The organism is Desulfitobacterium sp. PCE1, from assembly GCF_000384015.1.
Classification (GTDB): domain Bacteria; phylum Bacillota; class Desulfitobacteriia; order Desulfitobacteriales; family Desulfitobacteriaceae; genus Desulfitobacterium; species Desulfitobacterium dehalogenans.
Window position 1 is genome coordinate 3,717,185 of record NZ_KB913023.1, and the last position, 21,672, is coordinate 3,738,856.

A 21,672-nucleotide genomic window follows, 5' to 3' on the forward strand; every position below is an offset into this window, starting at 1 on the left:
GTCCTTAGAGTCTCACACAATATTTCTTCAGCATACGCAAGGCAACGAGGGGGTTAACCTCCCGCAACAGCCCCATGGAAGCTAATATATAGTCTTGATCCAGATAGAAATCCGGGTTATGAGGTTTAAGAAAAGTGGGTTCCGTAGAATTAAAAAGGGCTCCGCGCAAGACTTCTAACGGTTCAGAATGATGCAGAAGAACTCCGCCGGTTCCTACTACCACCGGCAAAGGAGTCAAATCCTTCCCTTGCTGAACATAAGTGGCGCCAAAGGGAGTATAAACTACCTCAAGGGTCCCTGCATGACGCTTCATGGACAGCTCCACCGCCATCCTTCCCAAAGCCGTATCAAAAGAGGCTTCCCGTTCATTCTGAGGAACTCGCCAAGGATCAGCTTGGAACAACTCCAATTGTTCTTGTATCTCCTCATCCCTCCAACCCAAAATCTGATTCAACCGTTTTCCTGAGGCTGCCACTAAGGCTTCTGCACTATAGCGCATCCCCAGATCCCCTTCCACCGTACGCTTTGCAAATGGCTCCGGCAGCCCCTTAAGCATCACTCCTGGCTTGCTGGGATCTCCGGCGGCAATGGAATGAATATCTGTAGTGGCTCCCCCCACGTCAATGATCAAAAGCTCACCCAAACCTTTTTCATCACCATAGCCCTGAGACAACAGTTCCGCAGCGGAAAGAACAGCCGCAGGAGTGGGCATCATCACCCGTTCAATAAGTTCCTCCGCTTTGTCCAGTCCTTTAGCATGGATAATCCGATCCAGAAAAATCCTCCGAATAGCATCCCGTGCGGATTCTACCTCCAGCACATTAAGTTCCGGCATAACATTTCCCGCCACAACCACCGGATCGTGTTTACAGCGCAGTATCTCCGCCGCCTGGGAAGAGACGGCCTTATTTCCAGCCACCACTACAGGTAGTGAAAAAGGCAGTTCCAGGAGCTTTTCCGCATTTTTTAAAAGAATTTCTTTATTGCCTCCATCTATCCCTCCTGCTAAGAGAAGGATATCTGGTCGAGCCTGAGCAATTTTTCCGATATCCTCAGAAGTTAATTCATAGCTAAAAACCTCCAGCACCCGGGCCCCTGCTCCCAGGGCAGCCCGCCGGGCGGCTTCGGCAGTTAATTCCTTGACCAACCCACTGGCTATCATCTTTAATCCACCGGCAGCGCTGCTGCAGGCCAGCTTCCGAATAAAATTCCATCCCTCTGGAGGTTCGGGGATCTGAGCTAAAGCATGGTTGAGCCCTTCCATAATATTACTTTCGATGGTGGTTCCAGCCGCCGCCGTCCCGATGATTTCCTCTTTCTCCAGGTTCACGATGGTGACTTTAGTATACGTGCTCCCAAAATCGATCAGAAGGATCTCCGGCATATTTATCCCCCCTATAGCCCCAAGTCCTTGCGCAGATCCTCAATAGCTACCTCAGGCATAGTCCCAGGGGGATACACGCGATTAAATCCCATCTCTAAAAAGCGCTTTTCAACCTTATTAAATTCTTGCTTCCCTACTACGAGATTCCCTCCCACATAGAGGAGAATATCTCCGATGCCTGACTCCTGGCACTTTTCCCGGAGTCCCCGACAATCCAACTCTCCGTGTCCATAAAGGGAAGACACCATAATCACCGATGCAGCTGTCTCAATGGCTGCCCGGATAAACTCTTCTTGAGATGCCAGCACCCCAATATTAATAACCTTAAATCCTGCTTGGGTGAAGGCATAATCCAAGATTCTATTCCCTACCGCATGGACATCTGCTCCAATAACCCCAAGAACTAATGTTTTCCGTTCCACTTTCCATCCCTCCTATGAGCGGCCGATGGTCTATTGATGCCAGCTCACCTGTTTTACACTGTGAATCTGACCAGGAAGCAGAGTATTCCCCACCTGCTCAAACAACACCGGATCTCCGCTTACAAAAAAGCGATGATGGTTAGAAGTTTTATTCATCTCTTGTCCTTTTTCTTGGTTATGTCCCAACTGTTCGAGAACTTCCTTTAACTCCTCCACCATGGCCTGAGCCGGATCTACTAAAGTTATTTCTTCCCCGAGAATTTCCCGGATAACAGGTGCAAGGAAAGGATAATGGGTGCAGCCTAAAATCAACGCATCCACCTGAGCTTCCTGAATAGGAGCCAGATAAGTACGGGCAATCCCTCTTGCTTCCGGTGAATGGGAAAGTCCGGCCTCCACTAAAGGGACAAAAAGAGGGCAAGCCTGGGCCTTCACTAGTTCAATGGAATGTCCGCCCTTTTGCCAAGCCTCTCGTAATTCAGTCTTTTTAGGTAAAATACCCTTAGTCAATACCCGTCTCACTGCTGAGGAATAAGCTTTACTGCGAACTGTAGCTTCCGTGGCAATGAGTCCGATGTTCCCCGTTGCAGTTGCTTGAACCGCTGCTCTCGCCCCCGGTTCGATCGTCCCAATCAAGGGCAAATTATAATATTCCTTTAACACCGGCACCGCATTGGCCGAACTGGTATTACATGCCACCACAATAGCTTCAGCTCCCTGGTGAATCAAAAACGATATAATTTCTTCTCCGAAATGAATCAGCTCTTCCCTACTCCGATTCCCATAAGGTACACGAGCCGTATCTCCAAAGTAAATGATCTGAACATCCGGAAGTTGGGCCAATATCTCCTTCATGACCGTCAAGCCGCCCACTCCCGAATCAAACATCCCAATCATACGCTGTCCCAATTCAATTCCTCCCCTTGGTCTCATTCTAATTATCTGCTTAACTTCCATTAATATGCTACTCTCTTTTTATCTAAAAAACCACTGCATAAAAGTCTGATAGCGAAATAAAAACGAGGATTACATCCTCGCTTTCACTCAATTCATGCAATTAACTTTACAAATTCTTCCACTAAGTCGGGGTGGAACTGTTTGCCGCTCTCATACTGCAAAATCCTTTTAGCCTGTTCCTCAGACATGGCGTTGCGATAGGGACGATTTGATATCATCGCATCATAGGCATCGGCGATGGAAACAATCTGAGCCAGAAAAGGAATCTGCTTTCCGCCTATACCCGCCGGATATCCACATCCATCAAATCGTTCATGATGATTAAGGATAACTTCAGCCACACGCAGCCAGTCAAGATTCTTCCCTGCATTGTCTAAGATCATCTCGGCGCCCCAAAGGGGATGACATTGGATAACCTTGTATTCCTCCTGGGTCAGAGAAGCCGGCTTCCCTAGAATTTCATCGGGGACTTTAATCTTACCTAAATCATGAAGGGGTGCAGCAATACTTAATACCGCCAATTCATCAGCTGCGAGAGCTATGGTCTTGCCCAGAAATACTGCATACTCAGCCGATTTATTGCAATGACTGCAGGTTAGAGGATCCTTCTTCTCAATCCATTCAATGTACTTGATGATGTCCCAGCTTGTCATGCCGATTTCCTCCGTATGTTACACGATGCTCTCTGCGAATGGTTGTTTAATAAATGGTTGTTCAATCTCAAAATTACATGAGAAAACTACATGAATCGGAGTATTCGACACCTAATTATAAAAAACCTTTAGGACGGACTTAAAATTAACTTTTTCTTCATATTCTGGACAGCTTCAAGCTCTACGGGATGGGTCTTATCCGTTCTTTCCACCCTATCAATCAAGCGTTTGAGGCTTGCAAGGATCAGGCGATGCTCCTCAAAGGCATATTCCGCTAATACTTCTTCTAAGAAACGATAGCGTTCATTCATAACCACTTCAACAATCTTTCTGCCCTTGGAAAGCAAATGCATCCTGACAATACGGCGATCCTTAGAATCGCGAATCCTTTCTACTAAGCCATCCCGCTCTAAACGATCAGCCAAATCCGTGGCAGTGCTACAGGCAGTAAACAAATGCTTTCCCAAATCCCCCATGGTTAATGGCCCAAATTCATAAAGGGCTAACAAAGTATTGAATTGAGGATTTGAAATTCCCATTTCGGCAAGAAGAGCTTGCCCTCTACGATAGATGACAGTATTCGAACGGCGTATGGCCTCCTCAAGTTCTCTACTTAACTCCTCATTAACTTCCATTCCCCTACCCCCTAGTACAAATATTTATAATTTTCAATCTTTTTATTTTCTTCATTCTAGCATAGATCGGAGAAAAAAAACATGCCCCCAAGCCCCTTTTTAAGAAATTTTACACTTTTACTGATTATAAAAATCATTGGCTATATAGAATAATCCAGGCCGCCTAAAGCCTGGATAAGTAGAATATTTTCTTTTAGCACTACCCAAAAAGGAAAATTTGTATTATAATATTTTTCAAACTAAATTATCGATTTCTTCTTTTTTTCCCAAATAATGAAACGTGGTTTTATATACCGAAACATCTTCAAAGGTATTTAACTGGTCTTAAGCTGAGAAGAGAAAATATTGATCCCACTGGGGGAATCTACGGTATTGGAGGGTAGTGCAGGAGATACTACATTACTGCTGCTTCCCGAGAGAGTTCCTCCGCCTTTGACCAATCCCTCGCGGTAAGATAATCGGGTCACATCAAGACTGCCCAGCTGAGTCAAGGATTTGCCTTCGATTCTGAAGGTGACCTCCCGAACCGTAGGAAATTGAGTGAGAGTATTCACTAAGCCATACACCGCGACCTCCTGATTGACATTACCGTGGATTTGAGTGAATTCCCGGCTCAAATCTACGATGGCCACTTCATCCTTTATGGCGATATCCAGTAAGGTTGTGGCGGAATCCACTGCTGCCTGAGCCTCTCCTTGAACTGCAGGTCCCATCAACCATTGATTCACCGTTTCTCGGGCTAAACTTAAGGTTTTCGGAATACTCCGTTCTTCCTTAATAAGTTGCTTGCCCGTCGAATCAGGGAAATAAAGACTGATCATTTTACCATCCCCAAGATTACTGGTCGCCGGGACATTTACTTCTTCATTGGTATTACCAATCCAATCAGCAAAAGAAGTGGTTTCACTGTTTTCTTTTACCAGAGTTTGCAGGGTTCCGCACCCTCCAAGCAGAGCCGTTATTAAAAGCACTCCTAAGTAGAGAAAATATTTTTTCATTCTTTTTCCTCCTATCTGACTTCATGGATCCCTATGGCGCTCACTAGATATAGGCTTCTTCTACTTAATGCTATGCTTTGTCCCAAAAAATAGTACACGTCATCCAGCAAATTTCCTATTTTAATTTTCATAGTGAAAGAAGGAATCTCGAAATATTATCAGAATAGTATGAAAAAGAAAGAACTGTTTTTACCTATACCACCTCAGAAAGGAGTGGGACTCTTGAAGTTACGTGCATTACTTGTCGACGATGAATCCCCCGCCCGCAAAGAGCTCCGTTATTTACTCCAAGACTATGCGGAGCTTCAGGTTATCGGAGAAGCCGCCAACGCCATCGAGGCTCTGGAACTGATCAATAACCTGGAGTATTCGGTAGTTTTTCTAGATATTGATATGCCTGGACTTAAAGGAATCGACCTTGCCCGACAGCTCAAAGAGAAAGAGAATTCCCCAGCCATCATCTTTATCACAGCCCATGAAGAATTCGCCGTAGATGCCTTCTGTGTAAACGCCCTGGATTACTTATTAAAACCCATTAATCCCAAACGCCTTGATCAAGCCATCAAAAAACTGTTCATTCAACATGGTACTGCTAATACATCTGTTTCATCACCCCTGTCAGATCCTGACGAACCCGCCACCAACAACCATCCTCCCAAACATCTTCAAGAAAATAGCGCCACCCGTCCTCTGGAAGTCATCCCGGTCGAGCAACGGGGTAAAACTATTCTCCTCCGTCCTGAGGAAATTATTTATATCTATACTGATAAAGACAATGTCTTTGCCAAAACCCAAAAAGAATCCTATCTCACCCGTTTTACCCTGAGAGAATTGGAAGCTCGTCTTAACCCGAATATGTTTTTCCGTACCCACCGTTGTTACTTGGTCAATATTAAACGCATGCGAGAACTCATCCCCTATTTTAACGGAACCTACTCTATCGTGGTGGACGACCATGAGCGCAGCGAAGTTCCCGTCAGCCGTACCCAATCCCGCAAACTCAAAGAAATTCTCGGCCTCTGAGGGGCCAGGAGGACAGGGCAATAGACCAAGCTGCATAGAAGCCTGGAATGCACGGAAAAGAGGGCTAATTACGCCAACACGCGTAAATTAGCCCTCTTTTTTAGAACCTTATAGACTTGAAGAGCTGACCAAGCTTTTCCACGATCCAGAACCTTACCTTTGGCTCCTCATAAGGTATCCCAGGTTTCCCATCCACTGGCTGTGCTGTCGAATGATCGATATCCACAAAGCATAGAGGAGGAAAAAGCACGCACCACCAATTGGAACCTTTTCCTTCACCTATGACCACTCGTACTGCCTCATACTCACCTGAGGGAAGAATCAAAGAACCGTAGGACTTCGTCGGAAAAATAAAATTTCCATATTCCGTTTTTACTGCATAATCCCTGCCCCAAGCGCCAATAACCTTTCGGCTGATTTCTTCCATAAGCGGACGCAATTCCGTCAAGATCCGGCGGGATTGCTCCAGGGATTGGGATTGGGCAAGCTGCGGGGATATCTTCTTAAGAATCGCATCCCGTACTGCCCGCTTAAGAGCCTGGTCTTCCTCTGAATCTGAGTTTGCTACCACATGAAAACGAATAAGGTCTTCTCCACTCCCTGCCATCTGAGCTATCTCCAGCAAATCCTTGGACTGTTCGACAGATCGGGCATAGGCAAAGGACGATTGAAAAACCTCCACCTGAAAAAGAACCGCCAGGAAAACAATAAGTAGTATTTCTACCATTTTCGGATCATCAGCATGATTAAAACCTTTCACACTCAAAACCCTCGCTCCTCTTTAAACAAAATCCTTCTAATGTCCATTATGTCCAAGGTGAGTATGGGTTTAGACATAGTTTAATCCCTTTTTTCATAAAGTAGACTTAGGTTCTTGCTTTTTTAGGAGGAATAGATCATGGAGGATTGGCTCCCTATTCTCTGGGTCAGTACCATTGCCGGACTTGCCACAACTTTAGGAAGCCTTCTGGTGTTAATGTTCGGGCGCCCTAAAGAGCAGGTATTGGCAACTTTACTTGCCGGGGCCGGAGGTGTGATGCTTGCTGTCGTTTCTTTAGACCTTCTCCCTACCGCCTGGCAAATTGGTCCTCTAAGACAAGTCATTCTTGGCTTTATCATCGGTTTAGCTTTTATGAAGCTGGCCGATAAACAACTTAACTCTTCCTCCCCCTCCTTACCCCTTTCGCGACGCCAACGGCTAAAGCGCATCGGACTCTTAGTAGCTGCAGGGATTGCCCTTCACGATCTCCCCGAAGGTATGGCCATCGCCATCGGGCAAGAGGCCACAGGGGAATTGGGATTTCTCATTGCAATTGCCATTACCTTACACAACCTGCCGGAAGGCATGGCCACCACAGCTCCCCTAAAAATGGCTGAAATGAAAAGCTGGAAAATACTCCTTTTGAATTTTGGTATCGCTTTTTTCACCCCTCTAGGTGCTCTTATCGGTTTGTTGGCCATTGACAGAGTGCAAAATTCCATATCTTTTTTTCTCGCTTTGGCAGGAGGGGCTATGACCTTCCTGGTCTTTGCAGAGCTCTGGCCTCTTTCCCGTGAACGCCATCCCCGCTACGCTCTTTTGGGAGGAGTCCTGGGGTACCTCTTCTTTGCAGGGATAAGCTTTCTTCACTAAAAAAGCTTCCATCAGTTCTAGCTGACGGAAGCTTTTCTTTGCGGGACGATTACCCATCCCCTCGTTCCCCCTAATGGAGTACTCGCGAGGCGTATTCTCCCATACGCTTATATCCTTCTTTGGTAGGGTATTTGCCGTCCTGAGATAAGCCTTCCAAGTAAGTATTATCGGTATCCATGAGTACCGAGGCAAAATCTAAAACGAGGATATCCTTCTCTCGGGCATAGCTTGATTCCCATTCTCTGAATTCCTTAATCGTGTTTTGAACCCCTGTATAAGGTAAGGGCAAGGCGAGAATCGGAATAATGTGATTGCTCTCAGCCTTTTCCACCATGGCCTGAATATATTGTTGGAAGGTCTCAAGCGGTATGTCCCGAAGGGCATCGCCGTTCCCCACAAAAATGATCACCCGGCCCGGCTTTTCATTGAGCACATCCGCATCAAAACGGGAGTAGAGGTCCTGGGCGGTCTGATTTGTTTTCCCCTTGTTCACCACTTCAACCTGCAGTGCTTGGCCTAAAACCACCGGCCAAGCACTTTCTGCATTACCAGGATAACCAAAGGTAAAGGAATCTCCTATGGCCACAATCTTAGTATTCTCCAAAGTAGGGGCCGGCTCTTCCTGCTGGGGGGGAGTGGAAGCCTGCTCATTGGCCTTACCGTTCCATAATCCCAAAAAGCCGGCAATCACAATAAGCACACTCAAAAACACCGAGAATTGAATTAAACGAATTTCAATCCGATACGTCCGCATACCGTGTGGTCATCCCCCTTTACTAAAGTTTCAATAAGGCAGTATTCTACGAATCTTCCCCCAATCCCTCCATTCATAGAGAATTTCTCTCATGTACATGTGAGCAAATTATCCTCCGGTTGAGGGGGTTCCTTAGGGGTTACTTTAGTATAGAGATTCCCCATTTTTCAGCCAGCCCATTAAGTTCCCGCAACCGCCTCATGATCCATCATCCTATCCTTGTTATTCCTTCCCGACATTCTCCTTCATCTGTGCGCTGGAATGGATATCTTCTTTTACAGCTTCAATATGTTTGATCATTTCCTGAAACGCCAAATCCGGATTACGCTGTTTAATCGCCTCATAAATCGTTTCATGCTCTAAAACAGATAAATATTGACGTCCGGGAATCTTAAAGCTACTGTCTCTGATTTCTCCGGTTAAGTCTAGGATGTTAATCATCAAACGCTTGAGGACTTTATTGCCCGATGCTTCAGCGATCTTAAGATGGAATTCTGCATCAAGTAAAGCAAGTTTGCCACCACTTGCAGAGCCCAGCTCTTTTCCCCTCTTGACAATTTTCCCAAGCTCTTCGATATCCTTGTCATCAGCATTTTGAGCACACCATAACGCTGCATACCCTTCCAATATTACCCGAACCTGAAAAATCTCATCAAAGGTACCCTGGGTTATCTGAAGCAGTGCTGCTAACCGTGATACATCTTCGACTTGTTCGTCCACCTCATTAACATAAGCCCCTAAGCCATGACGGATCGTAACCATTCCCAGCCCTGCCAAAGTTTTCAAGGCATCACGAACTACTGTTCTGCTTACTGAAAACACATTGCACATTTCGCGTTCAGCAGGCAGCTTATCCCCTGGCTTAAGTTCACCATTACTGATACTCTGGACAACTTGTTTCACAATTTCCTCGGATAAATTACCATGTGTTTTAACTGGTTCAAACACTACCTATACCACCCTTACAATACTCTCTGGTAATATATAATACCACTTCCCGCAACAAAAGGGCAATAAACGATTTACTTTTGAGTTTATTGCCCCTTCATTTCTATTTTAAAAAAATTATATACTATAGTTAATCTGATGTGATAGTTAACGATTAAGGAGGATTGATAAGCTATAGCTATCAATCAAACGAGGGGCTTTATTGGGCCATGATGGACATAATAGATTATTAAATTTTGAACTTCTCCACCATGGTATTCAAGTTTATAGCGTGTTCGGCCTGAATCTGGGCGGCCTTGGCCACGTGCTCCATAACTTTGGCCATCTGGCCCATATTTTGAGCGATTTCCTGGGAACTGCCGGTGGCTTCCTGGACTGAAGCCGAAACAGTTTGGATGGCGTTACTCATTTGTTCGATGGCGGTAAGCATTTGTTCTGAAGTCGCAGCAAAGTCTTCCACCAGCGTTCCTACCTTATGGGCATCTTTAGCGTGCTGCCCTTCCGCCTCCACAAGCATCTCATAATCAGGAATGACCTTTTCCTCAATAAACTTTAAAACTTCCGAGGAATTTCGGGAAAGATGGCCAAATGCTTCGGTTACTTTACTGATCACTGCATGAATTCCAGCCACAGTCTGTGCTGATTGTTCAGCCAGCTTCCGTACCTCCTCTGCGACAACCGCAAAGCCCCTTCCCTGCTCTCCGGCCCGGGCTGCTTCAATAGCGGCGTTCAAAGCCAGGAGATTGGTCTGCTCAGCAATACCTTCGATGGTTTCAGCCATGATCCTGATTTCCTGAACCACTTCACCGTTTTTAATCGCTGCGATGATTTCTGCTTGTTTTTGCTGATAAATACTCAGGGTCGCTCCTCTTGAAGCTTCAGCATTTTTACGCATCATCTGGGCCTTCTTCTCGATTTCCTGGACGATTCTGCTGCCCTCAGAGGCTTTCCCGGCAAGCATACCGGCACCTTTGCTGATCTCCGTCCCCGAGGCCAGCATTTCTTCCGCAGAGGCAGCCGTCTCCTCCATTCCTGCCGCAATCTGTTCCGCCCCGGCATTGATGTTTTGTCCCTGAGCGTTCAGTTCCTCAGCCGAAACCGATAATTCCGCTCCGACTGTCTTGAGGTCTTCAGCAGCTTCCTTAACATGTTCCAGGAGGCGGCTCATGTTACTGTCAATATCATCATAGGCTCGGGCTAATCGGCCAATTTCATCCTTCCTCCTGATTAAACTTTTTTGTTGATCCGTAGAAAAATCACCTTGAGCAAATAATTTGGCTTGCTCAACGGCAGCTAAAATCGGACGGCTGATCATCCTGCCTAGGATCAGGCTGAGCAACAAGGCCAAAGCAAAACCGCAAGCCGTCAGTATCATAATAATCATGATCGCTTCAGCAAAGTCCTGTTCCGAAGTACGCTGAAGATCTTCGTTGTATGCCAAGGAACAGCGAATCATGCTTTCGATGATTTCTTCCACCTTAGCCTGCTGCAGACCGGCTTGCTGATTAAAGTCACCGGCTAAGGCATAGTTTTTCAGTTCAACTGCTGTCATCGCCTTTTCTCTCAAGTCCCGGTAAACAGTTACCTCACTTTTGAATTCCGCTAACAGTTCTTTTTCTTCTTCGGTTAAGTTAAGCATTTGATACTGCTGGATCAACAGGTCGTTATGTTCGTTATCTTCGATGGACTGGGCAATAACCCTTCGGGAATCGCCGATCACTACAGGATCTTCCGAAACCTGGCCCTCCCAGACTACGCTGACCATCTCCGCAGCCCCTTTGGCAAAGCTCTTATTCAAGTCTTCCAAAATGAGAATAGGCTGGATGCCATCCTGGGTAATTCTTTTGAGGTTATCGTTGACTTTACCCAGGTTAATCAGCCCGGTTATGCCAACAGTCAGGATTAATAGGGCCATAAGTAAAAAGCAGATAAAAAGTTTTCTACTTGTTTTTAAATTAATAAACCATCCCATCTCTACTAATCCCACTTTCTTTTCCAAATTACAGTAGCATTAAACCATTCTTTACGGTTAAATTCTCAATAATGCCGTACTTCATGGGTAACGATCAAAAGGAATGAGAATGGATTTTTGCCCAATAATCCATTCTCATTAACAATAATTGTTTAATTGCTTTTATTTAAGTCCATATTTTTCTACAAGAGGTGTGACTGTCTCCGTATAGGTATTGACAATTTCTGCGAATTCGTCACCATTCAGATACTCATGGGGTTGTCCGATTTTCTCCATTTCTGCAATGTATTCCGGGTTCGTACAGATTTTTTCAAAACCATCTCGTAGCACCTTTAATACGGCCGGATCGATATCTTTCGGTGCTGCAAAGCCACGGCGAATATCGGAAATGAAGTCAACATCCTGTTCTTTGAAAGTGGCAACATCTTTCAGCCATGGATGACGTTCTTCGGAGGCAATGGCCAAGAATTTATACTTGCTCACATCTCTCATCACATCATTGAGGTTTCCGATCATAGCGTCCACATGGCCGCCCATCAGCGCTACATTCTCATCAGCAGCGCCGGTGAAAGGAACAAGGGTTAATTTGATGTCGAGCAAATCCATGAGCTGCAATGCTGCAATATGGTGCGCGGTAAAGGTTCCCACCACTCCAATGGTCATTTTGCCATCCTTTTTCTTGGCTTCAGCTACGAAATCGGCAATAGTATTCATCGGGCTATTGGCTTGAACAACCAAAAGATTCGGATCATTAACAACTTGGCAAATGAAGGCGAAGTCTTCAATCTTATAGGTGCCTTGAGGACTTAACGCCTGCAAATTGATGTGGGGAACATTGATCCCGCCAATGGTGTATCCATCCGGCCTCCCTTTCGTAATCGCTGTGAAACCAACTTGTCCACCGGCACCCACCTGATAATCGAAGGTTAAGGGCTGATTATTGAAATTTTCTTTCCAATACTTGTCGACGATGCGAGCCTGGACATCACTTGAGCCACCAGCTGTAAAGGCAATAATCATGTTTACAGGTTTCTTGGGAAAGTCTGCTTTCTTCTCTTCAGTAGTTGTTACCGGGGTACCACCTCCGCAACCTGATAGAAGCAAGGCACCGATTGTAATCAGGGCAGCTGTCAACTTGGTCCATCTTTTCATCTTTTTACCCCCATATCTTAATTTATTTAACCGCATAATGATTACTCAGACTCCTCAGCCAAAGCGTCTTGAACGGCCTCCGGGTTTTTAATGCGAGTATACAATGAGGCTGCCAGTAAAACCGCAGCAACAGCAAGCAGAGCCAGAGAAATAGGTCTCGTGAAAAAGATCGCCAGGCTGCCATGAGACATGTTCAACGATTGACGAAGGGAGGTTTCAAAAATCGTTCCTAAAATCAAACATAGAATCAAAGGCGTTGTGGGTATCTCTATTTTCTTAAATAACCAGCCAACCAGACCGAAGAGGATGGCCACACCGACATCAAACAGCTTGAATCTTACACTGTAAGCACCAATAAAAGAGAAGACCAAGACCATCGGCGCTAAGATCCCATAGGGTACCTTGACAAGCTTGGCCCATAACGGGACCAAGGGAAGATTCAGGATAATCAAGATAACATTGCCGATATACATAGAAGCAATGACAGCCCAGACCAGATCAGCATTCTTCTCGAAAAGCGTGGGACCCGGCTGCAGTCCATACATCATGAACCCGCCTAAAAGAACAGCCAAGGCCGGCCCGGAAGGAATGCCAAAGGATAGCAATGGTACAAAGCCACCGCTGGTTGTCGCATTGTTTGCCCCCTCGGGAGCTGCCACCCCTCTCAGGTCACCTTTACCAAAGGTCTCCGGATGCTTCGAGAAACGTTTTTCAATGTCATAGGACATGAAAGAGGTAACCCCCGGACTGCATCCCGGCAATAATCCCAAGAAAAACCCAACAACCGCTGAACGAATCATTGTCGGTAAAATATAAAGGAACTCTTTTGCCGTTAAGTAGAGCTTTTGCAGCTTTGCATTGTAGACAGGAGCACCGATATGCTCAAGGTTAGAAAATATTTCTCCTACCGCAAACAAACCAATGATCACGCTTATAAAATCGATCCCCGACATGAGGTTGATATTGCCAAAAGTGAAGCGCGAATAGCCAGTCACAGATTCCATGCCGACCATAGCAATCAGGAACCCGATTAAAGCCGAAATCAAGCCTTTAACCAGCGATTTACCGGTAAGATTAATGACCACACTCAAAGCCAGAATCATCAACGCGAAATACTCCGGAGGACCAAATCGAAGAGCCACATTTGCTAAAGTCGGTGCGAAAAAAGTCAGTCCAACCAGTCCGAGTGTTCCCGCAACAAAAGACGAAATTGCCGCGGTCGCCAGGGCCGGACCAGCCTTCCCTTGCTTAGCCAGTTGGTAACCATCCAGGGCCGTTGCCACAGAACCTACCTCGCCGGGAATGTTAACCAGGATAGCTGTCGTAGACCCTCCATACATTGCCCCGTAGTAAATCCCTGATAACATGATAATCGCAGGAATCGGTGGCAAAATGGTTGTTAACGGCAGCAAAATGGCAATTCCTGATGTAGGACCTAACCCGGGTAATACCCCGATTAATGTTCCGGCTAAGCAACCTATGAAACCAAACAATAAGTTTTCAGGTGTTAAAGCAGTAAGAAAGCCATTGATTAACATTGAAAAGTCCACAGACTCACCTCACTTGTGTGAAATTCGCGTAAGCAGTCATTTTATTATGATTGAACCTTAGAATCCTAAAAAGCCAATGGGTAGAGGAAGGTCCAGCAAAGTCCGAAACAGGTAAACGATAAGCATCCCTGTAAGCGCACCCAATAGGGCACATTTCCATAAAGCATATTTGCCAAGTTTATGTGCCAGATACGTGACAAGCAAAAATGTAGCTATACCAAATCCAAGGATCTCCATCAACCCCAGGTAAAGAACCAAGACCAAAAACAATCCTGCAACAGGAAGCACATCCTTCCGCCGAAGCACTGAAGTTGTCGTATTCTTCTCACCAAAGGACTGAATAAGCAAGATAATGCTAAGAACGGTAAGAACAACACCTAACCCCAGGGGGAGGATCCCCGGTCCGAAATCCACACCCGGCATGCTCTTAGGCATTTGTCTCGCTTGGACAATAATAAAGATTGATAAAATCAGAAAAGTAATTCCTACTTTAAAATCTGTCTTTTTGGCAAACGAAATCTTTCCAGTCATCTTCTTGTCGTCAAATTCGGCGATACTATTCTCACCCATTCCCTTCCTCCTTTAAGTCTTACCTATTTAGGCACTTGTTCTAATACTATCTTTCACGTTCCTTAAAACAAAGTGCCCACAGTTTAGGTACTAAGTGCTTCTCCGAATGAAGCACTTAGTCTATGAAACCTCATGCCTTTATAGGAATGACAGAGTTGGCATTCGGTAATACCGTTATTTTCAAATCAGCTGTATAATCCGGGATAACATCATCAATGGCCTCTTGCAGGCTCTTAGTAACCTTCACCATGAGCGTTTTGGCTAATTCCGGGGATACTTTGTCAGATACCAGGATTGTTTTCGCTTTTAGGAACGTTCTGGACCAAAGATAGGCTTTATGGGGACCAATAACAAACTCTTTTTCTTTAAAGGAGGTCACAAGGTCTGACGGATCATCATATAAGGACATGGTCTTTTCAAAGCTTTCTTCTCCAGCCCCTTCAATACATTGAGCCACTAATATGATGGTTCCTCCCTGCTTAACCAGCTGTAAGGCAGGCGTTAAGGCTTTCTGAGCCTGGTAGGCATTGATATCTTTCGGAAACCCTCCCGGGGATGCAATGACAATGTCAGCTGAACTCATCGATACACCAAAAATACTCTTAGCAAATTCAACTGCAACACCATGGCCTGCTCTTGGATGACCGGCGACAGCTTTAACGACCTTTTTTTGAGTATTGAGTACGACATTGACAATCATATCAACACCAATAATCCGGCCACAATCCTCTAAATCGATTCGCGCAGGATTTCCTTTCATTTCCCCCAGTTCAGCACCGGGTTGAAAAAGCCGGACATGATTTCCTGTAATCGTCTCTCTCCCGCCTAAGCCAATGACCGCACCTTTAACACCTGCTGTGAATCCCATAAATTGATGGGCATCAACCATACCGGTAACAATTTTAAAATCCGCCTGAGCAAAATGTTTATTGACATATACAGGAGTTCCTAAGGGAGATGTGCCCAAAAAAGTTAGACCGGCCCTATCATCTGCATCGTGAGGAAGAACCTGCCCCACTCTTTTTGACAATTCCTCACCCAATATATAATTCATCTCTTCCTGAGTTGCAGGATGATGCAATCCGCCACCCACAAGCACCGTAATTTGGTCTTCATAGATTCCAAATTCGGCTAACCAGGGTAACAGCTTCTCCACAATGAGGCGAGAGGGCACAGGACGTGTCATATCACTCACAGCGATAGCCACTGACTTCGCGTTTCTTAGTTTATCAAAATTGATATCTCCTATTAAATTTAGTAAAGCTGCAGAAATCTGTTCGCCGGCTTCAACACTAGGCTCTACCGATTTTAATCTACCATAGACACAGTCAATATCATCCGGTATCGAGCAAGATTGTGTCCCATGCCCATAAGGCAATTCAATTGTTTTCACACTTTCACCCCTGCCTCACTCAGAGTTAAATTTCCCCTTTTCCATTCTCGAACAAATGACCCATATTTTTAAGCGCTGGGATAGAGACGGGTAAGCACAAACTCCTTGTGATTGAGCACTTCGGCATCAGTTAAGCAGCCACGTGCCGTTTTCACTACACATTCCATCACTTTATCTGCCGCTTGATCCAGAGTCAGCTCTCTGCTGAGCACTCCACTGATATTCACATCGATATGCTCGGACATAAATTCACAAGTCTTAGGATTTGCTGACATTTTAACCACAGGCTCAATCGGGTTGCCCACAATATTGCCCTGACCCGTTATGAAAATATGGAGGGTTGCTCCTGCCGCCATCATGAGTGTGACACATTCAGCTGCCGCTGCTGATGTATTCATGAAATAACGCCCTGGTTTTGTCGGCTCTTCTGCCATTTCCAAAAGACCGATAATCGGGGCCTTGCCGGCCTTTTGGATATTGCCCATGGCTTTTTCTTCGATCGTTGTCAAACCCCCGGCAATATTCCCTTGGGTTGGCTGTGTTCCTAAAAGATCGGCTCCTTTGGATTCGATCATATCCAGATAATCCTTATGGACTCTTAAAAATTCCTGAGCAAGTTCAGGTGTTGCGAAATGCTTGGCAAGAATATGCTCTCCTCCCGTTGTTTCAGGCGTTTCACCAAAGATAACCGTTCCGCCCATTTCTACCAAACGATCACCCACTACACCTGCCGTTGGGTTTCCAGCGAGACCGGTTGTGGTATCGGATTCACCACACTTGAAGCTCACCACCAGATCTTTCAATTCACACTCTACTTTTTCCAAGGATGTAGCGTATTTTACATATTCATGGGCCTTACGGGAAGCCATTTCGATGGTTTTTAAGTCACCATGACCCTCAATACCGAAGTATGTTACGGGTTTACCGGTTTCGGCAATGCCATCGGCGACTCGTTTCGCCCAATTTTGCTCAATACCAATGACGACGACAGCCGCCACGTTGGGATTACGTCCCGCTCCGATAATGGTTTTGAAATGCAGCTCAAGGTCGGCTCCGAATTGAATACGGCCATAGGGATGAGGAAGTGCCAGGGTTCCGGCAATATTGTTGGCAACTGCTTCACAAGCAGCATTGGACAAATCATCGACCGGTAGAATAAGAACATAGTTACGAATACCGATACGCCCATTGTCCCGACGATAGCCTAAGATCTTAGTTTCCATAATCCCACCTCGCAGTCTTTAAGTTATGGGTATGTACCCAATCCCCTACCTTAATATCCTGGGTTACTTTGCCCACATTTTCACCATACTTTATTAAGCTTTCACCCTGTTTCTTGCCCTTTAGGGCAATCTTGTGTCCTAGTTGGATGTCATGGTTTGCTTTGACATGACATTCTTTCCCACTATGAATGTCCACACCCATGACTTCCTCGCCGGCCTTAATATCCTGCACGGCGACGCCAACATCGTCTTGAGCCTCATGCAATAAGAATTTATGGCTGCTCATCACGTTTCCTCCTTTTTACTTTTTACCACTCGTCTCGGTGGTATGTTGTATGTGGTGTTACCACTGAGCTCAGTTTATATGATTCCTTTTGATCTGTCAATATGTAATAAAGAGTTTTTTCACGAATTAGTTGATAAATTCTTCCTTCTCACCTTCACTCCCTATAAAGCATACTTTAGTATAAGGAATCGAAGGAGGTGCCCTATTAATGAGCTACATTGACAAGGCTAGGGAACTTGGAGAAGCACTCAAACAAACCCCCGAAGTACAAGCTATTCTCGCTGCAGAAGCAGCCATCAAAGCTGACCCTGAAGCCAACGAAGCATTTATCCAATATCAAGAAAAAGAAAGCCAAATCGTTACGACTCAGATGATAAGTAAAGTAATTCCAGAAAAAGATGCCCTGGCCCTTATCGACCTCAAAGTCCGCCTCATGAACAAACACTCCCTGATTCGCACCTATTTCCAAGCCCAACAAAGCTTTGAACGGGTTATGGCCATGGTTAATCTCACCATAACCACGACCATCCATGGTATGCCCAGTGCTGATCAGCTCCCCCTACCTGACGAAATCAAGAACATGGCTCAAAAGGTCTTGGAATCCATAGGGGGGGGTAAGCAGTCCAAGACCTTGGAAATTCCCAAGGATATGAAGCTGCCTCCAGGGTTAAAGCTTCCCCCGGGACTAAAAATTCCCGGTCTGTCCGAATAATAATAGGGGACCTCACTTATGCGGCCTCCAGATTATTGCGGTCCCAAATTCGAAATCCAGATCGTTCATCCCATCACCCTCCTAGCATTTTTGATTGTCATAGCCCTCGGGGGGTTTCTTATCCTCAACACCTGGTTCTTCTAAGCTCTCAATTCATGAAAAGGAGGTGAGTGATTTGGCCTTAGGAAATGAATCCATCCGCCCCTTGCCTGTCACTCCCCTCTCCTTCTCCCTGCTCGTCACTAGCCCTATACAGAGAAATCTCCCCTTTCTTCCAATCACCGCTGCCCTTTTCCCCCTAGGCAGAGTAAGGCTGCCCTATGCTGGTTTGGTAGTAGCAGGCTTAGATATTCTTATGAATTTCCTGGTTAAGCGTTCCTTGGTTAACCCCCCCTCCCCCCATAAGGCGCCGGAAGAGTCCCATACCATCACCCTGACTCTGGCACAGCTGGCAGATCTCGTCCAGAAGACATCTCAAGGTCAGGTTATACGTCCCGGTGACGCCTCTCAAGTCTCCCCCCCGGCGGCGTCCGGGGTGGGTGAGCCCCTTTTCCCCGACAATTTGAGCTTTTCCCTTTCCATAAGCGGTCCTTTCGGAAACTTCGAGGGCACACCGGATTCGGTATTCAACGTTCCTTTATTTGAAATCCCCGGGGTCCCAGGTAATTTAATCATCGCTCTCATCACTATAATAGCCCAGTTCTTAACCGAACAAGCCAATATCAATAACAATAGAGGGGAAAGTTTATGAGTAATGGAGGAAATCTTCGTCTTGTTTTCAACACACCGGCAGCGGGAGCCAGCTTTATTGCCTTTTCCCTCTTTTTTCTCATTATTTTTTCCGCAAACCCCATATTATCCTCAACTAGTTTTAGAACTTTAGGGATAATCATCAGCTTAAGCAGTATAGGTTTTCTGCTCATGATCATTATGATCTCATTTTTCCTATGATTTGTTCATATACGCAAAAAAGGAGCTCAGGCATAACCGAGCTCCCCACTAACCCAAAAGCCAGGAATTACATCTCCGCGGTATCCTACATAAGCTTTTAATCTTGCTGCCCGTTACTGCAGGGGTTCTATGATGGAATCTCCTAATGGACTGCCTCCGCCAATGGCTTCCGGAATGCCGGCGGAAAACTCTGCCCCGGAAGAAGTCATTTCTCCTTGAGAGATACCCCCCTCCACAATCCCCGGAGCTGCGGAACGCCTCTGAACCAACCCGGTAACCTTATTCCATACGGACCCTCCTGCTTTCTTAATCGGGGCCAGGAAACGGACCGGTCCCGGTGCTTGTCTTACCTGCAAGACAATGGGCCCTTGCGGAACATGGCCTAGTTGCTGAGAGTTTTCCGCCGTAATAATGACCCGGCTATAGTGATGGAGAGGGACTTGACTGCGAAACTGGGCTTGATATACTCCATTGCCCACGGGTCTTAAGACACCGGCCAGGAATCCAGTTTGGCCTTTGTTATCCACGAGATACGCTGCATACGTGCCGCCGCGTCCTACCAAGTCATTTGGCGAAGGCAAATTGGCTATACACGAAAATACATTATCGCTCGAAATAGAAGCAATGCCATTGGCGTTCATTCCCGCCTGGGCAGCCTCCAAAACCAGTTGCCGATGCTGCCCGGAAGCCCCTGCTCCATTCCCACTGCCTAAGAATGCAAAAGGACCTGCCATATTTCCTCCTCCTTGGGATTGTGTCACTGGTTTGTAAGGTTTGGCACCAAAAAATCCTCCACGTAAGTTATTGATTTGGCCATCCTTTTGGAAAAAGCCCCGTTGTTTTAACCCCGCCCCCAAATTATTGCGAATGCTTCCTCCCGGCGCAGGACCCATTGGACCAATACCTTGCATCCCAGCAGACGGCATACCCATCGGCGGGATTCCCCCAGGCATCCCGGCAGAAGGCATTCCCCTGGGAGCGATTCCACCTGGAGTCATCCCACTCGGGGCCGCCCCATAATTATACCCTCCCCCAGCCGTAGTTGTTGGACTAACGCCTCGGCCCCAGCCTGAACTCTGTCCGGGCATCCCTCCCATAGGCATTCCCTGATAGGTATCAAGCCGACGGGGTACTCTGGGGTCTGTCTGTCCATAAGATCCATTTCCCTGATCCCAGGTAAATCTCACATTTCTCCCTCCCGACGACAAACTTCTCCCTTTAGAATATGTTCCACCTTGATATTTGGTGTTAGATATAAAATCCCCATTCCCGAATACACATAAAAAGAGGGCGTCGCCTGCTACTTTAAAATAAAGTAGTTTTGCGACACCCTCTCTGCAACAGTGTCTTTTTTGATTGCATTAACTTTAAACCATTGAGACAAGGTATATGACCCTTTGTTTTACTCGCCTAGATACTAAATGTATGGTTACCGATGGTTTTCACCACAGGTCTGGTCTTAATCCAACGGTCCGTGGCTGTCCTGGGGTTATAATAATAAATCGCGCCCTCCGTCGGATCCTCGCCATTTAAAGCGGCCTCTGCTGCAAGATAAGCACTTTGGTTGGGGGTAAGATGGATTTGCTTATCAATGACAGCTGTAAAGGCACCCGGCTGGTACACCACATCGTGAATCGTATTGGGGAAACGATGATCTTTAACACGATTGAGCACCACTGCTCCTACTGCCACTTGACCCTCAAAATCCTCCCCCCTTGCCTCAGCATGAATCACACGAGCAAGAAGCTCCAGCTCTTCTTGAGTGACTTGAGTTTTCCCACGGGATGGTTCCGTGGTTATGTTGGCAATTGCACCTCCCTTGACGGGAATCAGCAATTTTTGACCTGCGATAATACTATTGGGTTCACTGATCTCGTTGAGTTTCATGATCTCGGCAATCGTTGTCTCATACCTATGAGCGACTCCTGATAACGTCTCTCCACTCTGTACTACGATTACCTGAGCATCTCCCTGGAGAGCTGACTCATCACTGGAAGCAGTTGTCTCCTGAGCTGTTACAGTTTCTTCAATTGCTGGACTATCATTATTTTCTAACGTAGTATTTTTTGCTTCGTCTTGGTTGACACCAACCCTTTGAAAATCAATGCTTTGAACCTTACTATCTTCCTCCCCGGAATGCACTGTCACAATGTCCTTTTGGGCCGCATCCAAAACTTCAATATCGACTATTTCAAAAGTATTCGTACCTAATTCTCCATTGACTGGATACACCATTCCCTGACACCAGAATAATGTCATTACCCAGCATAGGAAAATTGCCGTGGTTTTTCGGCATCTTCGGTGTGGCAAACAAAATCACCTCTTGAGTTCATGAATTATTTCTAGTCTTTCCCAAGAAGGACGTTTTTTATAACACCAGCCCAAAAACCTCAAAAACACTGCTAAAAATAAAAGAAACCGGATGTTCCTGTTACCTACCAGTAGTCAGGATATCC

General features: G+C 46.0%; 22 protein-coding genes. 4 read left to right on the forward strand and 18 right to left on the reverse strand.

Features of this window, described 5'->3' with window-relative positions:
- Positions 1–4: 4 nt before the first annotated feature.
- The 6 genes from glmL to DESPCE1_RS0118535 all read right to left on the reverse strand — a co-directional run bounded on the left by glmL (position 5) and on the right by DESPCE1_RS0118535 (position 5,049).
- A complete protein-coding gene (glmL, locus tag DESPCE1_RS0118510; protein WP_019851290.1) occupies positions 5–1,384 on the reverse strand; it encodes a methylaspartate mutase accessory protein GlmL in 1,380 nt (459 codons plus the stop codon).
- An 11-nt stretch (positions 1,385–1,395) separates the two neighbouring features.
- Positions 1,396–1,806 (reverse strand): methylaspartate mutase subunit S, encoded by a 411-nt coding sequence (gene glmS / locus DESPCE1_RS0118515; protein WP_014795523.1) that lies wholly within the window; start codon positions 1,804–1,806, stop codon positions 1,396–1,398.
- A 30-nt stretch (positions 1,807–1,836) separates the two neighbouring features.
- Positions 1,837–2,739, reverse strand: coding sequence for a glutamate racemase (gene murI, locus DESPCE1_RS0118520; protein WP_371200597.1), 903 nt, complete (start codon positions 2,737–2,739; stop codon positions 1,837–1,839).
- Positions 2,740–2,855: 116 nt separating this feature from the next.
- Positions 2,856–3,416 carry an HD-GYP domain-containing protein gene (locus DESPCE1_RS0118525; RefSeq protein WP_014795525.1) on the reverse strand — a complete coding sequence of 187 codons (561 nt, stop codon included), beginning with the start codon at positions 3,414–3,416 and terminating at the stop codon, positions 2,856–2,858.
- Positions 3,417–3,544: 128 nt separating this feature from the next.
- Positions 3,545–4,051: a MarR family winged helix-turn-helix transcriptional regulator gene (locus DESPCE1_RS0118530; RefSeq protein WP_014795526.1), complete on the reverse strand. Its 507-nt coding sequence runs from the start codon at positions 4,049–4,051 to the stop codon at positions 3,545–3,547.
- A 314-nt stretch (positions 4,052–4,365) separates the two neighbouring features.
- Entirely contained in the window at positions 4,366–5,049 is a 684-nt protein-coding gene (locus tag DESPCE1_RS0118535) for a GerMN domain-containing protein (protein ID WP_019851291.1), read from the reverse strand.
- Positions 5,050–5,271: 222 nt separating this feature from the next.
- On the opposite strand from DESPCE1_RS0118535, the gene DESPCE1_RS0118540 reads away from it, so the two are divergent.
- Positions 5,272–6,072 (forward strand): LytTR family DNA-binding domain-containing protein, encoded by an 801-nt coding sequence (locus DESPCE1_RS0118540; RefSeq protein ID WP_014795528.1) that lies wholly within the window; start codon positions 5,272–5,274, stop codon positions 6,070–6,072.
- A gap of 100 nt (positions 6,073–6,172) precedes the next feature.
- Here the strand turns inward: DESPCE1_RS0118540 and spoIIR are convergent, their stop codons facing one another.
- On the reverse strand, positions 6,173–6,832 hold the full coding sequence (spoIIR, locus tag DESPCE1_RS0118545; protein ID WP_028305628.1) for a stage II sporulation protein R: 660 nt from the start codon (positions 6,830–6,832) through the stop codon (positions 6,173–6,175).
- A 138-nt stretch (positions 6,833–6,970) separates the two neighbouring features.
- On the opposite strand from spoIIR, the gene DESPCE1_RS0118550 reads away from it, so the two are divergent.
- Positions 6,971–7,705: a ZIP family metal transporter gene (locus DESPCE1_RS0118550; RefSeq protein ID WP_019851294.1), complete on the forward strand. Its 735-nt coding sequence runs from the start codon at positions 6,971–6,973 to the stop codon at positions 7,703–7,705.
- A gap of 70 nt (positions 7,706–7,775) precedes the next feature.
- Here DESPCE1_RS0118550 and DESPCE1_RS0118555 read toward each other — a convergent pair whose 3' ends face one another.
- The 9 genes from DESPCE1_RS0118555 to DESPCE1_RS0118595 all read right to left on the reverse strand — a co-directional run bounded on the left by DESPCE1_RS0118555 (position 7,776) and on the right by DESPCE1_RS0118595 (position 17,553).
- Positions 7,776–8,459 (reverse strand): SGNH/GDSL hydrolase family protein, encoded by a 684-nt coding sequence (locus DESPCE1_RS0118555; RefSeq protein WP_014795531.1) that lies wholly within the window; start codon positions 8,457–8,459, stop codon positions 7,776–7,778.
- A 222-nt stretch (positions 8,460–8,681) separates the two neighbouring features.
- Positions 8,682–9,407, reverse strand: coding sequence for a FadR/GntR family transcriptional regulator (locus DESPCE1_RS0118560; protein WP_014795532.1), 726 nt, complete (start codon positions 9,405–9,407; stop codon positions 8,682–8,684).
- A 229-nt stretch (positions 9,408–9,636) separates the two neighbouring features.
- Positions 9,637–11,379, reverse strand: a complete 1,743-nt coding sequence (locus DESPCE1_RS0118565; RefSeq protein WP_019851295.1) for a methyl-accepting chemotaxis protein — start codon at positions 11,377–11,379, stop codon at positions 9,637–9,639.
- A gap of 162 nt (positions 11,380–11,541) precedes the next feature.
- Positions 11,542–12,531, reverse strand: a complete 990-nt coding sequence (locus DESPCE1_RS0118570) for a tripartite tricarboxylate transporter substrate binding protein (protein WP_019851296.1) — start codon at positions 12,529–12,531, stop codon at positions 11,542–11,544.
- Between the two features lie 41 nt (positions 12,532–12,572).
- A complete protein-coding gene (locus DESPCE1_RS0118575; protein ID WP_019851297.1) occupies positions 12,573–14,069 on the reverse strand; it encodes a tripartite tricarboxylate transporter permease in 1,497 nt (498 codons plus the stop codon).
- A gap of 69 nt (positions 14,070–14,138) precedes the next feature.
- A complete protein-coding gene (locus DESPCE1_RS0118580; protein WP_019851298.1) occupies positions 14,139–14,651 on the reverse strand; it encodes a tripartite tricarboxylate transporter TctB family protein in 513 nt (170 codons plus the stop codon).
- A 130-nt stretch (positions 14,652–14,781) separates the two neighbouring features.
- A complete protein-coding gene (gene larA, locus DESPCE1_RS0118585; protein WP_019851299.1) occupies positions 14,782–16,044 on the reverse strand; it encodes a nickel-dependent lactate racemase in 1,263 nt (420 codons plus the stop codon).
- Positions 16,045–16,112: 68 nt separating this feature from the next.
- Positions 16,113–17,267: a UxaA family hydrolase gene (locus DESPCE1_RS0118590; protein WP_014795538.1), complete on the reverse strand. Its 1,155-nt coding sequence runs from the start codon at positions 17,265–17,267 to the stop codon at positions 16,113–16,115.
- Positions 17,257–17,553, reverse strand: a complete 297-nt coding sequence (locus tag DESPCE1_RS0118595; protein ID WP_014795539.1) for a UxaA family hydrolase — start codon at positions 17,551–17,553, stop codon at positions 17,257–17,259. The genes DESPCE1_RS0118590 and DESPCE1_RS0118595 overlap by 11 nt, the downstream gene beginning before the upstream one ends.
- Positions 17,554–17,761: 208 nt before the next feature.
- On the opposite strand from DESPCE1_RS0118595, the gene DESPCE1_RS0118600 reads away from it, so the two are divergent.
- Complete coding sequence (locus DESPCE1_RS0118600) at positions 17,762–18,265, forward strand: YlbF family regulator (RefSeq protein ID WP_014795540.1); 504 nt, start codon at positions 17,762–17,764, stop codon at positions 18,263–18,265.
- A 166-nt stretch (positions 18,266–18,431) separates the two neighbouring features.
- On the forward strand, positions 18,432–19,016 hold the full coding sequence (locus DESPCE1_RS0118610) for a hypothetical protein (protein ID WP_172637630.1): 585 nt from the start codon (positions 18,432–18,434) through the stop codon (positions 19,014–19,016).
- A gap of 313 nt (positions 19,017–19,329) precedes the next feature.
- Here the strand turns inward: DESPCE1_RS0118610 and DESPCE1_RS0118620 are convergent, their stop codons facing one another.
- Complete coding sequence (locus DESPCE1_RS0118620; RefSeq protein ID WP_019851301.1) at positions 19,330–20,403, reverse strand: hypothetical protein; 1,074 nt, start codon at positions 20,401–20,403, stop codon at positions 19,330–19,332.
- Between the two features lie 223 nt (positions 20,404–20,626).
- Complete coding sequence (locus DESPCE1_RS0118625) at positions 20,627–21,526, reverse strand: cell wall hydrolase (protein ID WP_028305629.1); 900 nt, start codon at positions 21,524–21,526, stop codon at positions 20,627–20,629.
- Positions 21,527–21,672: the final 146 nt, after the last annotated feature.

Excerpts from the sequence above, each read along its gene's own strand:
- DESPCE1_RS0118580 (WP_019851298.1), bottom strand. The coding sequence starts at position 14,651 with ATGGGTGAGAATAGTATCGCCGAATTTGACGACAAGAAGATGACTGGA.
- DESPCE1_RS0118575 (WP_019851297.1), bottom strand. The coding sequence starts at position 14,069 with ATGTTAATCAATGGCTTTCTTACTGCTTTAACACCTGAAAACTTATTG.
- DESPCE1_RS0118550 (WP_019851294.1), top strand. The coding sequence starts at position 6,971 with ATGGAGGATTGGCTCCCTATTCTCTGGGTCAGTACCATTGCCGGACTT.
- DESPCE1_RS0118600 (WP_014795540.1), top strand. The coding sequence starts at position 17,762 with ATGAGCTACATTGACAAGGCTAGGGAACTTGGAGAAGCACTCAAACAA.
- DESPCE1_RS0118555 (WP_014795531.1), bottom strand. The coding sequence starts at position 8,459 with ATGCGGACGTATCGGATTGAAATTCGTTTAATTCAATTCTCGGTGTTT.
- DESPCE1_RS0118590 (WP_014795538.1), bottom strand. The coding sequence starts at position 17,267 with ATGGAAACTAAGATCTTAGGCTATCGTCGGGACAATGGGCGTATCGGT.
- glmL (WP_019851290.1), bottom strand. The coding sequence starts at position 1,384 with ATGCCGGAGATCCTTCTGATCGATTTTGGGAGCACGTATACTAAAGTC.
- DESPCE1_RS0118570 (WP_019851296.1), bottom strand. The coding sequence starts at position 12,531 with ATGAAAAGATGGACCAAGTTGACAGCTGCCCTGATTACAATCGGTGCC.
- murI (WP_371200597.1), bottom strand. The coding sequence starts at position 2,739 with ATGAGACCAAGGGGAGGAATTGAATTGGGACAGCGTATGATTGGGATG.
- DESPCE1_RS0118595 (WP_014795539.1), bottom strand. The coding sequence starts at position 17,553 with ATGAGCAGCCATAAATTCTTATTGCATGAGGCTCAAGACGATGTTGGC.
- DESPCE1_RS0118535 (WP_019851291.1), bottom strand. The coding sequence starts at position 5,049 with ATGAAAAAATATTTTCTCTACTTAGGAGTGCTTTTAATAACGGCTCTG.
- DESPCE1_RS0118525 (WP_014795525.1), bottom strand. The coding sequence starts at position 3,416 with ATGACAAGCTGGGACATCATCAAGTACATTGAATGGATTGAGAAGAAG.
- DESPCE1_RS0118565 (WP_019851295.1), bottom strand. The coding sequence starts at position 11,379 with ATGGGATGGTTTATTAATTTAAAAACAAGTAGAAAACTTTTTATCTGC.
- DESPCE1_RS0118530 (WP_014795526.1), bottom strand. The coding sequence starts at position 4,051 with ATGGAAGTTAATGAGGAGTTAAGTAGAGAACTTGAGGAGGCCATACGC.